This is a genomic window from Pseudomonas protegens CHA0 (assembly GCF_000397205.1).
Taxonomy (GTDB): domain Bacteria; phylum Pseudomonadota; class Gammaproteobacteria; order Pseudomonadales; family Pseudomonadaceae; genus Aquipseudomonas; species Aquipseudomonas protegens.
In genome coordinates this window covers 1,295,554-1,309,171 of the sequence record NC_021237.1, presented here as the reverse complement: position 1 = coordinate 1,309,171, position 13,618 = coordinate 1,295,554, and the positions used below count along the sequence as shown (strand labels likewise).

Here is a 13,618-nt window from a genome sequence, read left to right as displayed (position 1 = left end):
GCGGTTACTCGATCCCGACCTGGTTGCGGCCGTTGTTCTTGGCCAGGTACAGCCCCTTGTCCGCCGCCGAAATCAACTGCCGGCAATGGCTGTTGGGCTGCGGCGTTACGGTGGAAAGACCGATGCTGATGGTCAGGCTCGCGCCCTCCACCGGCGCGATATGGGGGATTTTCAAGGCTTCCACGGTCTGGCGCAGCTTCTCGGCCACCAGTCGCGCCCCGCCCGGCGAGGTATTGGGCAGCACCAGCACGAACTCTTCGCCGCCGTAGCGGGCCGGCAGGTCGGAAGGCCGGCTGCTGGCCTCGCGAATCGCCGTGGCCACCTTGCGCAGCGCTTCGTCGCCCTCCAGGTGGCCGAAGGTGTCGTTGTAGGTCTTGAAGTAGTCGACGTCGATCATCAACAGCGACAGCTGGCTCTGTTCACGCATCGCCCGCCGCCACTCCAGCTCCAGGTACTCATCGAAATGCCGGCGGTTGGACAGCCCGGTCAGGCCGTCGGAGTTCATCAGCCGTTGCAGCACCAGGTTGGTGTCCAGCAGTTGCTGCTGGCTGACCCGCAGGGCGCGGTAGGCCGCGTCACGCTGCAACAGGGTCATGTAGGAACGGGAGTGATAGCGAATGCGCGCCACCAGCTCGATGTTGTCCGGCAGCTTGACCAGGTAGTCGTTGGCCCCGGCGGCAAAGGCCGCGCTCTTGATCAGCGGGTCTTCCTTGGTGGAGAGAACGATGATCGGGATGTTCTGGGTCGCCGGGTGGTTGCGGTACTCGCGCACCAGGGTCAGGCCGTCCAGGCCCGGCATCACCAGGTCCTGGAGAATCACCGTGGGCTTGATGCGGATCGCCTGGGCAATGGCCTGGTGCGGATCGGCGCAGAAGTGGAAATCGATGTTTTCCTCGTTCGCCAACCCACGCCGCACCGCTTCGCCGATCATGGCCTGGTCGTCCACCAGCAACACCATGGCGGCATTTTCGTCGGTCTTGAATTCGTCGAGCTGTAAGTCATTCATGGGTTGTCACCTGAATTGCTACCTGGCCAGGACAGCTGCGTTTATCAGTCATTTGGCAAATATCTCCAGCAAACGTGGAGCGATCTTGTCCAGCGGGCGAATCTCTGAGGCGGCGCCGATGGCAGCGGCCGCCTTGGGCATGCCATACACCGCACTGCTGTTCTGGTCCTGGGCGATGGTCAGATAACCCTGATCACGCATCAGCTTCAAGCCCTGGGCGCCGTCACGGCCCATGCCGGTCAGCAGCACCCCCACCGCATCGCCATTCCAGAAACTGGCAACGCTCTCGAAAAACACATCGATGGAGGGCCGGTAGATCTCGTTCACCGGCTCGGCGGTATAGGCCAGGGTGCCGTTCTTCAATAGACGGATATGATGGTTGGTGCCCGCCAGCAGGACCTTGCCGCTTTGCGGCGGCTCGCCTTCCCGGGCCAGGCGCACCTCCAGGCCGGAGGCACTGCTGAGCCATTCGGCCATGCCTGCGGCAAACACCTGATCAACGTGCTGGACCAGCACGATGGCGGCGGCAAAGTCCTTTGGCAAGCCCTTGAGCAACACTTCCAGAGCCGCCGGCCCACCCGCGGAGGAGCCAATGGCCACCAGGCTCTGGCGTGGCGCACCGCTGCGCAGTGGCTGGGGCGCGGAACGCACCCGGCTGCCGCGCTGGCCGATCAGCCAGCCGATATTGAGGATCTTGCGCAACAGTGGCGCCGCCGCTTCCTGGGCATTGCCCGCGCCCAGGGCCGGGGTGTCCACCACATCCAGCGCGCCGTGGCCCATGGCTTCGAACACCCGGTGCACATTCTGCTGGCGATCGACGGTGACGATCACGATGGCGCACGGCGACTCGGCCATGATCCGCCGCGTGGCCTCGACGCCATCCATCACCGGCATGATCAGGTCCATGAGAATCAGGTCCGGGGTCAGTTCGGCACAGTACTTCACCGCTTCCGCACCATTGGTGGCGACCCACACCACCTCGTGGCTGGGGTCGAAGGCCAGGGCACGGCGCAGGGCCTCCACGGCCATGGGCATGTCATTGACTATCGCTATCTTCATGCCCGCGCTCCTCCAATCAGTTCCACCACTGCATCCAGCAGGGCGTCGTCATGGAAACTGGCTTTGGCTAGATAATAGTCGGCACCGGCATCCAGTCCACGGCGCCGGTCTTCCTCACGGTCCTTGTAGGACACCACCATCACCGGCAGGGACTGCAGGCGATTGTCACGACGCAAGAGTGTGACCAATTCAATTCCATCCATTCGCGGCATGTCGATGTCGGTGATCAACAGGTCGAAGCTTTCCGAACGCAAGGCATTCCAGCCATCCATGCCATCCACTGCCACCGCCACGTCGTAACCGCGGTTGATCAGCAGCTTGCGTTGCAATTCACGCACCGTCAGCGAATCGTCCACCACCAGAATACGCTTGCGCGCGGCCTGTGCGTGCTGCTGATGGTTGCGCGCAATGCGCTCCAGACGCCCGGTATTGAGCAGTTTGTCCACCGAGCGCAGCATGTCCTCGACATCCACGATCAGCGCCACCCGGCCGTCATCGAGCAGGGCTCCGGCGGAGATGTCCTGAATCTTGCCCAGGCGGTCGTCCAGCGGCAGCACTACCAGGGTGCGCTCGCCGATGAAACGCTCCACGGCGATCCCGTACACCGCATCGCGCTCGCGGATCACCACCACTTTCAGAGTTGGCGCGCTTTCCTGGGTTGCCGGCCGCTGCAGCAACTGGCTGGCGGCGACCAGGCCGACATGCCGGCCTTCGTGCCAGAAATGCTGGCGCCCTTCCACCTGGACGATGGCCTCGGGCTCCAGGTCGCACATGCGTTCGATATGGGCCAGCGGGAAGGCGTAGGCCTCGTCGCCGACCTCCACCACCAGGCTGCGTACCACCGACAGGGTCAGCGGCACCTCCAGATGGAAACGGCTGCCCTGGCCAGTGTCCTGTTCCAGCACCACCGCCCCGCGCAGCTGACGCACCATGTGCTGCACCGCATCCAGGCCGACGCCGCGACCGGATACCTCGGTGACCTTGTCCCGCAGGCTGAAGCCCGGCAGGAACAGGAAGGTCAGCAACTCTTCCTCACTGAGCTGGGCCGCGGTCTGCGCCGGCGACAACTGGCGCTCGACAATGCTCTGGCGCAAACGCTCCAGATCGACCCCATTGCCGTCGTCACTGAGTTCCAGCACCAGCAGACCGGCCTGGTGGGATGCCCGCAGGCGAATCACCCCTTCCGCCGGCTTGCCCGCCAGCAGGCGCTGCTCCGGCAGTTCGATGCCGTGATCGACGGCGTTGCGCAGCAAATGGGTCAGCGGCGCTTCGAGTTTCTCCAGCACATCGCGGTCGACCTGGGTCTTCTCCCCCTCGATCTCCAGGCGTACCTGCTTGCCCAGGCTGCGACCCAGGTCGCGAACCATGCGCACCTGGCCGGTGAGTACGTCGGCAAAGGGCCGCATGCGGCAGGCCAGCGCGGTGTCGTAGAGCACCTGGGCGCGCTGGCTGGCCTGCCAGCCGAATTCGTCGAGCTCGGCGGTTTTCTCCGCCAGCAACTGCTGGGATTCGGCCAGCAGGCGCCGCGCATCCGCCAGGGCCTCCTGAGCCTCCAGGCTCAAGGCATGTTCCTTGAGGTGCAGGTTGAGGTTTTCCAGGGCGGTCAGGCTGTTGCTCTGGATCCGTCGCAGGCGCTGCAAGGTGGCCAGGTAGGGCTTGAGCCGCTGGGTTTCCACCAGGGATTTGCTCGACAGGTCCAGCAGGCTGTTGAGACGTTCGGCCGTGACCCGCAGCACCCGCTCGCCGCCTTCGGTCATGCGCTTGCCCGGGCGAGCGGGCTCATGAGCGGGTTCGCTGGCAGCCAGCAGCACGGGCTCGGCCTCGGCCTCGGGCTCGCCCAGGAACGCTCCATGGGCTTGCACCGGGGCTTGCGGTTGTGCGATTGGCAGCTCCGGCACTGGCGGTTCCGGCACTTGCGCCGCCGGCATCGCGGCCCCTGGGGTCAACAGGCGCTCCATCAGGGCCACGTACAACGGGATGTCCGCGGCGACCAGCTCCGCACCGCCCGGGGTGGCGATGCGCATCAGCAGGTCGGTGCCCTGCAGCAGGGCGTCGATATGCTCGGGCTGCAGGTACAGCCGCCCTTCCTGGGCGCTCACCAGGCAGTCTTCCATCACGTGGGCAACGCTGACCCCGGCATCGACCCCGACAATCCGCGCCGCGCCCTTGAGGGAATGGGCTGCGCGCATGCAGGCTTCCAACTGGTCGGCCTGGGTCGGGTTGCGCTCCAGGGCCAGCAGCCCGGTGCTGAGCACCTGGGTCTGGGCTTCGGCTTCCAGGCTGAACAGCTCCAGCAGCGAGGCGTCGCGCATCTGATCGGGGGTCATGTCAGGCTCCGGGTCACGGCCGCGAGCAATTGCTCTTCGTCCAGCAGGCGCAGGCTGCGCCCCTGCCATTGCAACACGCCACGGGTGTACTTGGCATTGGCCTGCTCGCCGGAGGCCGAGGCGCCGTTGAGGATGCGCTCGTCGATGGCGTGGATGCCGTGCACTTCGTCCACCGGCACCACCACCGGGCCTCCGGCGGCGCCGATGATCAGCATGCGCGGCATCACCCGTCCTCCTGCCGGCGCGGCCGGGGAAGGATCCAGCCCCAGAAGCTCGGTCAGCGACAGGCAGGCCACCAGCGCCCCGCGGACATTGGCCACCCCCAGCAGGGCGCGCGAGCGCTGGTGCGGCAAGGAATGAATCGCCTGCTGCGGTGCCACTTCCAGCAGGCAGCGGGTCGGCAGGCCCAGCCACTCTTCGCCGAGGCGGAACATCAGCAGCGAGCGAGTGACCACATCGCTGTCGGCCTCCAGCACCACCGAATGCTCGCGGTCCTCCTGGCGCAACGAATAGCGGTCCAGCAGGCGGGTGGCGGCGGCCGAATACACCGAGCAGTTGCGGCAATGAATGTGCTCGGCCAGCAACGGGCAGGACTTGTCGCCATGGATACCGATGCGGTTCCAGCAATCATCGATGGCCTGCGCATCTTCACGGGTGACGTCCAATGAATAGGGATGGCTCATCGTTTCAACTCACTGTCGGCAGAGCGAACGCTGCGGGCCGCGCGCTCCTGCAATCGTTGGGCCCCGGCCACATCACCCTGGGAAGCCAGCAGCGCGCCCAGGTGCGCCAGGGCTTCGGGGTGCTGGGGCGCCAGGTACAGGGCCTTGCGGTAGTAACCCTGGGCTTCCATGGCGTTGCCGGCCACATCGCTGAGCAGGCCCAGCCAGTAGAACACCTGGGCCACCGGCTCGTGCTGCTGCAAATAACGCTCGCAGGCGGCACGGGCCTCGGCGCTCTTGCCCTCGTTGGCCAGGGCGGCAATGGTGGCCAGCAGGCTGGCGGCATCGCTTTCCATCAGCGCGCCGTCGCTCAACGGCGCCGCTACCGGGCGCCTGGCGAACGGCCGTGGGCGCGGCGCCGGGGGCACCAGGCTGCGCACGGGAACCGGCAGCGGCAAGGGTTGCGGCAGCACCACCGGGGCCGGCTCGGGCTCATGGTGGCGGCTGAAGGCGAAGGACTGCGGGATGCCGATGGAGCGCATGCCCAGGCGGCCCAGGAGGCTGCCTTCGGCGGGGCCGATGAACAGCACGCCCTCTTCATGGGTCAGGCGCTTGAGCACCTCGAACACCTGGCGCTGGGTCGGCTGGTCAAAATAGATCAGCAGGTTGCGGCAGAACACGAAATCGAAGGCCGGTTCACTGGCCAGCAAGCCCGGATCCAGGACATTGCCCACCTGCAACCGCACCTGCTCACGAACCCGCTCGCTCAGGCGATAACGCTCGCCTTCTTCAGGGTTGAAGTGCCGCTCGCGAAACTCGATGGGCTGGCCACGAAAGGAATTCTTGCCGTACAGCGCAGCCTTGGCCCGCTCCACCGACAACGGGCTGACGTCCAGGCCGTCGACCTTGAACTGATGCGGCGCCAGGCCGCCATCGAGCAGGGCCATGGCGATGGAATAGGGCTCCTCGCCGGTGGAGCACGGCAGGCTCAACAGGCGCAGGGCCCGCATGCCCTTGATCTGCGCCAGCCGCGCCTTGGCCAGCTTGACCAGGGTAGCGAAGGATTCCGGATAGCGGAAAAACCAGGTTTCCGGAACGATCACCGCTTCGATCAGGGCCTGCTGCTCATCCCGCGAACCTTGCAGTTTCTGCCAGTACTCATCGCTGCTGCGGGCATACAGGGCATTGCAGCGCTGGCGTACCGCGCGCTCGATGATCGCCGGCCCCACGGAGGCGACATCCAGGCCGATACGTTCCTTGAGGAAATCGAAAAATCGTTGCTCCTCGCTCATCGAGGCTCCTCAAGCGATGCCGGATCCAGGGGCACGGCGGGAAACAGCAGCTCACGCACCTTGAGAGGCAGCAGGTCGTCGACCCGCACCCATTGCAGCAGGCCCTGGGCGTCTTCGCGCACCGGCCCCAGGTATGGCGCCTGGCGGTTGTCCAGGCCATAGGGCTGGAACTGCGCCGGGTCGCAGCGCAGGGTGTCGTTGGCCTGCTCCAGCAACAGCCCGAGAATCCGCGCCGGCTGCCCGGCATCGCCACGGTAGTGCACCAGCACCAGCCGGGTACTGGTGCGCAACTGCGCCGGGCGGCCGAAGGTCAGCTCGCACAGGTCGATGACTGGCACCACCACGCCGCGATAGGCAAACACCCCGGCCACCCAGGACGGCGCCTGGGCAATGGGCTTGAGCTGCAGGCGCGGCAACACCTCCACCACATCCACGGCCTGCAGCGCATAGCGCTCCTGGCCGATGCGGAACACCAGGAACAGAGCATTCTTGGCACCAGTTGCGCCGTTGCGCTTGTGCGCGAGCTCATCCATCAGACTTTGAAACGCGAAACGCCGCTGCGCAGCCCCACCGCCACCTGGCTCAGCTCGTCGATGGCAAAGCTGGCCTGGCGCAGGGACTCGACGGTCTGGCTGCTGGCATCCCCCAGTTGCACCAGGGCATGGTTGATCTGCTCGGCACCCGTGGCCTGGGCCTGCATGCCCTCATTGACCATCAACACCCGCGGAGCCAAGGCCTGGACCTGATGGATGATCTGCGACAGCTGTTCACCCACCTGCTGCACCTCGGCCATGCCGCGGCGCACCTCCTCGGAAAACTTGTCCATGCCCATGACCCCCGCCGACACCGCCGACTGGATCTCACGGACCATCTGCTCGATGTCATAGGTGGCCACTGCGGTCTGATCCGCCAGGCGCCGCACTTCAGTGGCGACCACGGCAAAACCGCGGCCGTACTCGCCGGCCTTCTCGGCCTCGATGGCGGCGTTGAGCGACAGCAGGTTGGTCTGGTCGGCGACCTTGACGATGGTCACCACCACCTGGTTGATGTTGCCGGCCTTCTCGTTGAGGATCGCCAGCTTGGCGTTCACCAGGTCTGCCGCGCCCATCACCGAGTGCATGGTGTCTTCCATGCGCGCCAGGCCCTGCTGGCCGGAGCCGGCAAGCACCGAGGCCTGGTCGGCGGCGCTGGACACTTCGGTCATGGTGCGCACCAGGTCCCGGGAGGTCGCGGCGATCTCCCGCGAGGTGGCGCCGATTTCCGTGGTGGTGGCGGCCGTCTCGGTGGCGGTGGCCTGTTGCTGCTTGGAGGTGGCGGCGATCTCGGTCACCGAGGTGGTGACCTGCACCGAGGAGCGCTGGGCCTGGGACACCAGGGCGGTGAGCTCGGTCATCATGTCGTTGAAGCCGGTTTCCACGGCGCCGAACTCGTCCTTGCGGTCCAGGTTCAGGCGGCCGCTCAGGTCACCGGTGCGCATGATTTCCAGAATGCTCACGATGCGGTTCATCGGCGCCATGATTGCGCGCATCAGCAGCAGGCCGCAGAGCCCGGCAGCCAGCACCGCCAGCAGCAACGACACGCCCATGCTGACCTTGGCCGCGGCCACTGCATCGTCGATGGCGGCGGTGGCGGAGTCGGCCACGGCCTTGTTTTCGCTGATGATGTCGTTGAGTTTCATCCGCCCGGCGGTCCAGGCCGGGGTCAGTTGCTCATTGAACAGGCGGATTGCCTCGGCCTCCTGGCGACGCTGGTGCAGATCGAGCACGGCGGCCTGGATGCGGTTGAACTCTTGAAGATCCTTCTCGAAGGCATCGAACTCGCTCTGGTCCTCGCGGCTGTTGATGGTCTGCTTGTAATTGGTCATCTGGGTCTGCAGGCGTTCTTCGAAGGCCTTGAAGTCCGCCTTGTCCTCGGCGCTGATGTCCTGATTCTGCTTGAGGCCGATGATTTCCTGGGTCTGCAGGTAGGTGTCGACCCAGGCGCTGCGGATCATCGAACTGAAATAGACCCCGGGCACCGCGTCATTGCGCATGCGCTCTTCACCGGATTCGATCTTCAACAGCCGCGAGTACGAGACGACGACCATCAACAGCATGATGGCGATAATCACCGCAAAGCTCGCCAAAATGCGTTGGCGCAACGTCCAGTTCTTCACAGTCAGTCCTCGAGGCCATTCAAAAATGTGGGGAGTATAGCCGAGGACGATGCAGGTTTTATGGGTGGTTTAGCACCACGGTTGGCACTTTCGATAAATTTGTGCACCCGCTCTGGATGGCGGCTCAGCGGCGGTTTTATCACCCCAACCAAGGCAATTCGGCAAATCCATCCGGCAGAACCGCCATCCGTGGCGAACGGCACTCCCAGCGCCGCTTCAGAGATTGTTCTGGCGCACCTGGTTCTCCAGTTCGGCCTTGAGCCCCGGCGCCAGTTGCAACTGGCGCGCCAGCTCGTCCAGGTAGGCTTTTTCCATGAAGTGCTCTTCATCCACCAGCATCACGCTGGCCAGGTACATTTCCGCGGCCATTTCCGGCGTGCTCGCGGCCCGGGCGACATCCGCCGGGTCCAGGGGCTTGTTCAGTTCACTGTGCAGCCACTGCTGCAATTGCGGGTCGTTGTCCAGCTTGCGGAACTCGCCCTCGATCAGCGCCCGCTCGCGCTCGTCCACATGGCCGTCGGCCTTGGCCGCCGCCACCAGCGCCTTGAGGATCGCCTGGCTGTGCAATTCCACCTGCTGCGCCGGCAGGCGGTCCAGGGTCTGGGGTTCGTTGCGCGGCGCGGCGCCCTGCTGCGCCTGCCAGTTGCCGTAGGCTTTGTAGGCCAGCACGCCGAGGGCCGCGAGACCGCCGTAGGTCAAGGCCTTGCCGCCGTACTTGCGGGCCTTCTTGTTGCCCAGCAGCAGGCCCATGGCCCCGGCTGCCAAGGCACCGCCACCGGCGCCGGAAAGCAGCCCACCGAGGCCGCCGGACTGGCCACCGAGCAAGCCGCCGAGGCCGCCCTGCGAGCCCTTGCCGTGCTCCGCCGGCGCTGCGCCTGCCTTGTTCTGCAGCATTTCCTGGCCGGACCTGAGTAATTGATCGAGCAATCCACGGGTGTTCATCTGCTGCCTCCGGAAAATAGGTGTCATGTCGACACATAAGGCTGTAAGCCTAGAGAGAAGTGCCCGGGTCGATGCGGCGATAGTGCTTCTGAATGTTGCTTTGCCCGGCCTGGAACACCGGCGTCGCCCCACTGGATTGGCGCCCCGAGTTACGGCACTATCCGCCTCCTGAAAAGCACCGGCGCCACTGCCCGGGCTCACCCCATACCTTCCGGCAGCAAGGATGCGCCCATGCCCCGTGACAACCCCACCACCGCCTGCGAGTGCCGCCCATGAGCCTGGACGCTGCCAGCCGTTATCAGGTGACGCGAATCCTCACCGGCCTGGTGCCCCATTGCCTGCCACCGCTGCTGTTCTACTACGCCCATGTCTGGGGCATACCGGTGTACCGCAGCCACTTCGGCGCTCTCGCCAAGGGCTTCGGTCTGGGGATGATGGTGGAACTGCTGCTGCAACTGCTGATCGTCGTCAGCTTCCTGCTGGTCCTGGTGCCCCAGCTCAAGGTCAAGCTGGTCCTGATTGGCACCCTGGCGCTGTTCACCGCCTGGGCAATGTTTCCCGACCATCCGATACGCGGCTACGTCTACTGCTTCCTGATGACCGTGCCGCCATTGCTGGCGATCTGGCTGGCGCAGGGTCTGTGCCGGCTGTGCCTGCCCGGGGAGCAGTTGCATGCCCAGTAGAAACACCCCAATTGCGCGCTTCTGGCTGGCGCTTGTACTGCTGATCATTGGCCGCCCCTGCCTGGCCATGAGCCTGGAGCAGCAGTTCGCCGGGCTTGCCGACTGCTCCATGGAAAACGTCTATCTGGACGCCAGCGACCACCAGCCCCGGGGCGCGTACTTCAGCGAACGCCAACTGCAGCCCTGCGAGCTGGACGAAGCCGCCCGCTATTGCGTCGACGACCAGTACCACGGCCTGGCAGTCAGCGCGGTGATGATTCCCTATCGCGGGCCGTTCTCGGTCCACGCCCTGTATCTCAAGGACAGTGTCGACAGCGTGCGCCAGCGTCTGGGAACCGCCTTCTTCGGTGATGGCCGGGAACGCCCGCTGCTCACCGAAGACCGCCATACTCCCGGCAGCTCGGTGCTGTATTGCGACCCGCAAAGCCAATGAGCCTGCTTGCCCACATGCCTGTTCTGTATCGCCCCCGGATAACCCTGCCGATGCCCACCCCCCGTCGCTGTTTGCACCTGATCGCCCTGAGCCTGATGCTCGGTGCCGCCGCCCAGGCCGCCGCCGCACCTGCCTGCCCGTCCAGCGACCTGAAGGTCTTTGCCCAGGCCTTTGCCAGCAGCCCGGAACTGCAGCAGGCATTCACTGCCGTGCCACTGGTCGAGCAACGGCCGATCACTGACGAGCGCGGCCGGGAAGTCACCGCGCGCTACAAGCTCACGGGCGACACCCACCACCTGCTGACCCGGCTCGCCCCCAAGGCCCAGGCCGAAGCTGGCCTGCAGAGCTTCTGGGAGGGCAATACCCTGGTGGTCAACGATCCCCTGGGCGATGTGGTGCAAGCCTTCGTCTTTGAACAGGGTGCCTGCTGGCAACTGGTGCGCGTCGAGCAATGGTCCATGGACGAATTGCTCACACACAACGCCCCCGCAGGCGAAAGCGCCCTGCAGCGACAGATGCGCAAGGCTGACCTGTTCCTGGGCTACGGTGGACGCGAGCAGTACCCGCTGACCGCGTACTTCTTCGAGCTCGGGCAACGCATCCTGCTCGATGCCGCCCGCCACGGCTCACCCAAGGCCGCGGTGCAGGCGGTCAGCCTCGGCTACTCGGGCATGGCCCCGGCGCTCAAGCCGGGGGAGCCGGAAGAACTGCTGCTGCCCTACGCCAAGACCGATGCCGAGGCGGCGCTGATGCTGTCCATGTACTACTGCGACCCAGTCGGCGATGGCTCGATCACCCAATGCCAGCAGCCGCGCAAGTCCGAAGAGCTGGTGCTGCGCACCGCCAGGGAACTGGATTCAGGCAGCGCCTTCTACTACCTGGGCAGTGGCTATGCCGATGGCCAGTGGGGCGTCACCGACAGACCCAGGGCCCTGGCCTGTCACCAGGAAGCACTCAAGCGCGGTGACCTGCATAGCCTCTGGCCGCTGACCTGGTGGAGCAAAAAGAATGAGATGCCGGCCAGCGGCGCCCAGTGCCTGGAACCTTCAGCGCCCGCCCAGGCGGGAAGCTGAGCCCGCATCTTGACGCTTTTTAACAAAATCCCCATAGCTGCGCCCCGGCCTGATCGGGTTAATTGAGCCTCTGGCTCGATCAACCCCGGAGGTCCGTTCCATGCGCTGTACCCCGCTTTCATCACCGCTGTTGCCGGTACCCCGCAGATGACGGCCTCCGGAGCGACGCAAGCAGCGCGCCTGGAGCAGGTGGACGCCCTGCGCGGTTTCGCCCTGCTGGGCATCCTGGCGGTGAATATCTGGTCCTTCGCCGATCCGTACTACGCCTCGTCGGTGAGCAACCCGGGCTACGCCAGTAGCCTTGACCACCTGGTTCGCTGGCTGGTGTCGGTGTTCTTCGAGACCAAGTTCTACCTGCTGTTCTCGTTCCTGTTCGGCTATAGCTTCACCTTGCAGATGACCTCCGCCGAACGCTCGGGGGAGCGCTTCGTGCCGCGCATGTTGCGCCGGCAACTGGCCTTGCTGGTGATCGGCCTGATCCACGGCGCCCTGCTGTTCTATGGCGAAATTCTCTCGCTGTACGCCGTGCTGGGGCTGGTCCTGCTGATGCTGCGCGGCTTGTCGGTCCGCTGGGCGGCGGCCCTGGCCGCACTGTTGATCAGCGGCACGGCGGCGCTGTTCCTGCTGTTCGGCATCACCCTGCTGGAGGCCGGCCTCTACACCGGCGCCGCCGATGGCGGGCCGGTACTCAAGGACCTGGCCCTGAGCGGCAGCGCCCTGCAAACCCTGGCCTACAACGCCTCGCACCTGCTGGAAACCGCCTCCGCGCTGTGGCTGCTGCAGGGCCCCTGCACCCTGGCAATGTTCCTGCTGGGCTATGTGGCGGGGCGCAACAAGCTGCTGGTGGCGCCCTACGCCTTCGAACCGCACTTGGCACGGCTGCTGAGGATCAGCCTGCCGCTGGGCCTGGGTGGCGCCCTGCTCTACGGCTACTGGGCGGCCTATGCGCCCGGCGGCGGCCTGGAAGTGCTTGGCTACGGCATCAGCCAACTGACCGCACCACTGCTCTCGGCCAGCTACGCCATGCTGCTGCTCAAGGCCTTCGGCTCGGCCCCGGGCCAACGCCTGTGCCGACGGCTGGCGCCACTGGGGCGCATGTCCCTGAGCAACTACCTGCTGCAATCGCTGATTCTGGGGCTGCTGTTCACCGGCTACGGGCTGGGGCTGGTCAACCACTTGCCGCCGCTGTGGATTGTGCTGCTGGTGGTTGCCATCTACCTGCTGCAGATGCAGCTCAGCACCCTGTGGTTGCGCAGCCACCAGTACGGCCCCTGCGAGTGGCTGCTGCGGGCCGTGACCATCGCGGCCTGGCCAAGCTGGCGCAAGCGCCTGGCGGCCTAGGCCAGGCGCAGGTACAGGTGGATGTCCTCGGGCTCGATGCGCAGCAGTTGCGGGTCGGGCGTGGCCAGCAGTTCGCAGCCCAGGCGCATGTAGAAATCCACCGTATGCCGCGACGGCGTGGCCGACACATACAAGCCCTGCCCCCCCAGGACCAGGGCCTGCTCCCGGGCCAGCGCAAACAACTGCCGGCCCAGGCCAAGGCCGCGATAGGCCTGGCTCACATGGAGGAACTTCAATTGCCGCAGATCCAGCCCGGCACAGGCGATCGGCAGGCAATCCACCACCACCGCGGCCACCAACGCCGGGCCGTCGAACACCCCGTACAGCCAACCGCCACGCCGGTAACACTGCTGCAAGATCAGCGCATCATGCTCGGCCTCGCCCTCCGGCCAGCCCTGCACCACTTCATGCTGGGCGTAGCAGCTCAATTGCCCATTGCACAGGCGGTAGAACTCATCGATGACCTCGGCGCGGTCGATCCATTTGAGCAAGGGGATATCGTCTTCGCCGAGCAAGCGCGGGTGCAGCATGGGAGCAGCTCCTGAAGGGGATCGGGCGGTTACCAATGGACACAAGCTAATCATTTTTCTGCCCCTGGCGAACCGTTTATTCTATCCGGCGTCTGTTTATAGTCCGTTGCGTTTG

The 13,618-nt window shown here is 65.4% G+C and carries 13 protein-coding genes; 4 read left to right on the top strand and 9 right to left on the bottom strand.

The features are described from left to right. Positions 1-4 precede the first annotated feature (4 nt). From PFLCHA0_RS05760 to PFLCHA0_RS05725, 8 genes are all read right to left on the bottom strand, one after another. The gene (locus tag PFLCHA0_RS05760; RefSeq protein WP_011059483.1) at positions 5-1,006 is read right to left on the bottom strand and encodes a response regulator; all 1,002 of its coding nucleotides are present in this window, start codon (positions 1,004-1,006) and stop codon (positions 5-7) included. A gap of 48 nt (positions 1,007-1,054) precedes the next feature. Beyond that, positions 1,055-2,065, bottom strand: a complete 1,011-nt coding sequence (cheB, locus tag PFLCHA0_RS05755) for a chemotaxis response regulator protein-glutamate methylesterase (RefSeq protein ID WP_011059482.1) — start codon at positions 2,063-2,065, stop codon at positions 1,055-1,057. Next, a complete protein-coding gene (locus PFLCHA0_RS05750) occupies positions 2,062-4,392 on the bottom strand; it encodes a hybrid sensor histidine kinase/response regulator (RefSeq protein WP_015634306.1) in 2,331 nt (776 codons plus the stop codon). Before PFLCHA0_RS05750 ends, cheB begins: the two co-directional genes overlap by 4 nt. After that, complete coding sequence (locus PFLCHA0_RS05745) at positions 4,389-5,075, bottom strand: chemotaxis protein CheW (protein ID WP_015634305.1); 687 nt, start codon at positions 5,073-5,075, stop codon at positions 4,389-4,391. The genes PFLCHA0_RS05750 and PFLCHA0_RS05745 overlap by 4 nt, the downstream gene beginning before the upstream one ends. Beyond that, on the bottom strand, positions 5,072-6,346 hold the full coding sequence (locus PFLCHA0_RS05740) for a CheR family methyltransferase (protein ID WP_015634304.1): 1,275 nt from the start codon (positions 6,344-6,346) through the stop codon (positions 5,072-5,074). The genes PFLCHA0_RS05745 and PFLCHA0_RS05740 overlap by 4 nt, the downstream gene beginning before the upstream one ends. After that, positions 6,343-6,879: a chemotaxis protein CheW gene (locus PFLCHA0_RS05735; RefSeq protein WP_015634303.1), complete on the bottom strand. Its 537-nt coding sequence runs from the start codon at positions 6,877-6,879 to the stop codon at positions 6,343-6,345. Before PFLCHA0_RS05735 ends, PFLCHA0_RS05740 begins: the two co-directional genes overlap by 4 nt. After that, entirely contained in the window at positions 6,879-8,501 is a 1,623-nt protein-coding gene (locus PFLCHA0_RS05730) for a methyl-accepting chemotaxis protein (protein WP_011059477.1), read from the bottom strand. The genes PFLCHA0_RS05735 and PFLCHA0_RS05730 overlap by 1 nt, the downstream gene beginning before the upstream one ends. Before the next feature lie 216 nt (positions 8,502-8,717). Continuing rightward, a complete protein-coding gene (locus PFLCHA0_RS05725; RefSeq protein WP_015634302.1) occupies positions 8,718-9,443 on the bottom strand; it encodes a tellurite resistance TerB family protein in 726 nt (241 codons plus the stop codon). Positions 9,444-9,715: 272 nt separating this feature from the next. On the opposite strand from PFLCHA0_RS05725, the gene PFLCHA0_RS05720 reads away from it, so the two are divergent. The 4 genes from PFLCHA0_RS05720 (at position 9,716) to PFLCHA0_RS05705 (ending at position 12,973) form a co-directional block, all read left to right on the top strand. Beyond that, positions 9,716-10,126, top strand: a complete 411-nt coding sequence (locus PFLCHA0_RS05720; RefSeq protein ID WP_015634301.1) for a hypothetical protein — start codon at positions 9,716-9,718, stop codon at positions 10,124-10,126. Next, positions 10,116-10,559, top strand: a complete 444-nt coding sequence (locus tag PFLCHA0_RS05715) for a hypothetical protein (protein WP_015634300.1) — start codon at positions 10,116-10,118, stop codon at positions 10,557-10,559. Before PFLCHA0_RS05720 ends, PFLCHA0_RS05715 begins: the two co-directional genes overlap by 11 nt. Positions 10,560-10,609: 50 nt before the next feature. Next, positions 10,610-11,632, top strand: coding sequence for a hypothetical protein (locus tag PFLCHA0_RS05710; protein WP_228102379.1), 1,023 nt, complete (start codon positions 10,610-10,612; stop codon positions 11,630-11,632). A gap of 147 nt (positions 11,633-11,779) precedes the next feature. Further along, positions 11,780-12,973, top strand: coding sequence for a DUF418 domain-containing protein (locus tag PFLCHA0_RS05705; RefSeq protein WP_015634298.1), 1,194 nt, complete (start codon positions 11,780-11,782; stop codon positions 12,971-12,973). On the opposite strand, the gene PFLCHA0_RS05700 is transcribed toward PFLCHA0_RS05705, so the two are convergent. Further along, complete coding sequence (locus PFLCHA0_RS05700) at positions 12,970-13,503, bottom strand: GNAT family N-acetyltransferase (protein ID WP_011059471.1); 534 nt, start codon at positions 13,501-13,503, stop codon at positions 12,970-12,972. The two genes, PFLCHA0_RS05705 and PFLCHA0_RS05700, sit on opposite strands and share 4 nt — an antisense overlap. Positions 13,504-13,618: the final 115 nt, after the last annotated feature.

Bases quoted from the DNA above. Each gene is read 5' to 3' on its own strand.
- PFLCHA0_RS05760 (WP_011059483.1), bottom strand. From the start codon at position 1,006: ATGAATGACTTACAGCTCGACGAATTCAAGACCGACGAAAATGCCGCC.
- cheB (WP_011059482.1), bottom strand. From the start codon at position 2,065: ATGAAGATAGCGATAGTCAATGACATGCCCATGGCCGTGGAGGCCCTG.
- PFLCHA0_RS05750 (WP_015634306.1), bottom strand. From the start codon at position 4,392: ATGACCCCCGATCAGATGCGCGACGCCTCGCTGCTGGAGCTGTTCAGC.
- PFLCHA0_RS05745 (WP_015634305.1), bottom strand. From the start codon at position 5,075: ATGAGCCATCCCTATTCATTGGACGTCACCCGTGAAGATGCGCAGGCC.
- PFLCHA0_RS05740 (WP_015634304.1), bottom strand. From the start codon at position 6,346: ATGAGCGAGGAGCAACGATTTTTCGATTTCCTCAAGGAACGTATCGGC.
- PFLCHA0_RS05735 (WP_015634303.1), bottom strand. From the start codon at position 6,879: ATGGATGAGCTCGCGCACAAGCGCAACGGCGCAACTGGTGCCAAGAAT.
- PFLCHA0_RS05725 (WP_015634302.1), bottom strand. From the start codon at position 9,443: ATGAACACCCGTGGATTGCTCGATCAATTACTCAGGTCCGGCCAGGAA.
- PFLCHA0_RS05720 (WP_015634301.1), top strand. From the start codon at position 9,716: ATGAGCCTGGACGCTGCCAGCCGTTATCAGGTGACGCGAATCCTCACC.
- PFLCHA0_RS05715 (WP_015634300.1), top strand. From the start codon at position 10,116: ATGCCCAGTAGAAACACCCCAATTGCGCGCTTCTGGCTGGCGCTTGTA.
- PFLCHA0_RS05710 (WP_228102379.1), top strand. From the start codon at position 10,610: ATGCCCACCCCCCGTCGCTGTTTGCACCTGATCGCCCTGAGCCTGATG.
- PFLCHA0_RS05705 (WP_015634298.1), top strand. From the start codon at position 11,780: ATGACGGCCTCCGGAGCGACGCAAGCAGCGCGCCTGGAGCAGGTGGAC.
- PFLCHA0_RS05700 (WP_011059471.1), bottom strand. From the start codon at position 13,503: ATGCTGCACCCGCGCTTGCTCGGCGAAGACGATATCCCCTTGCTCAAA.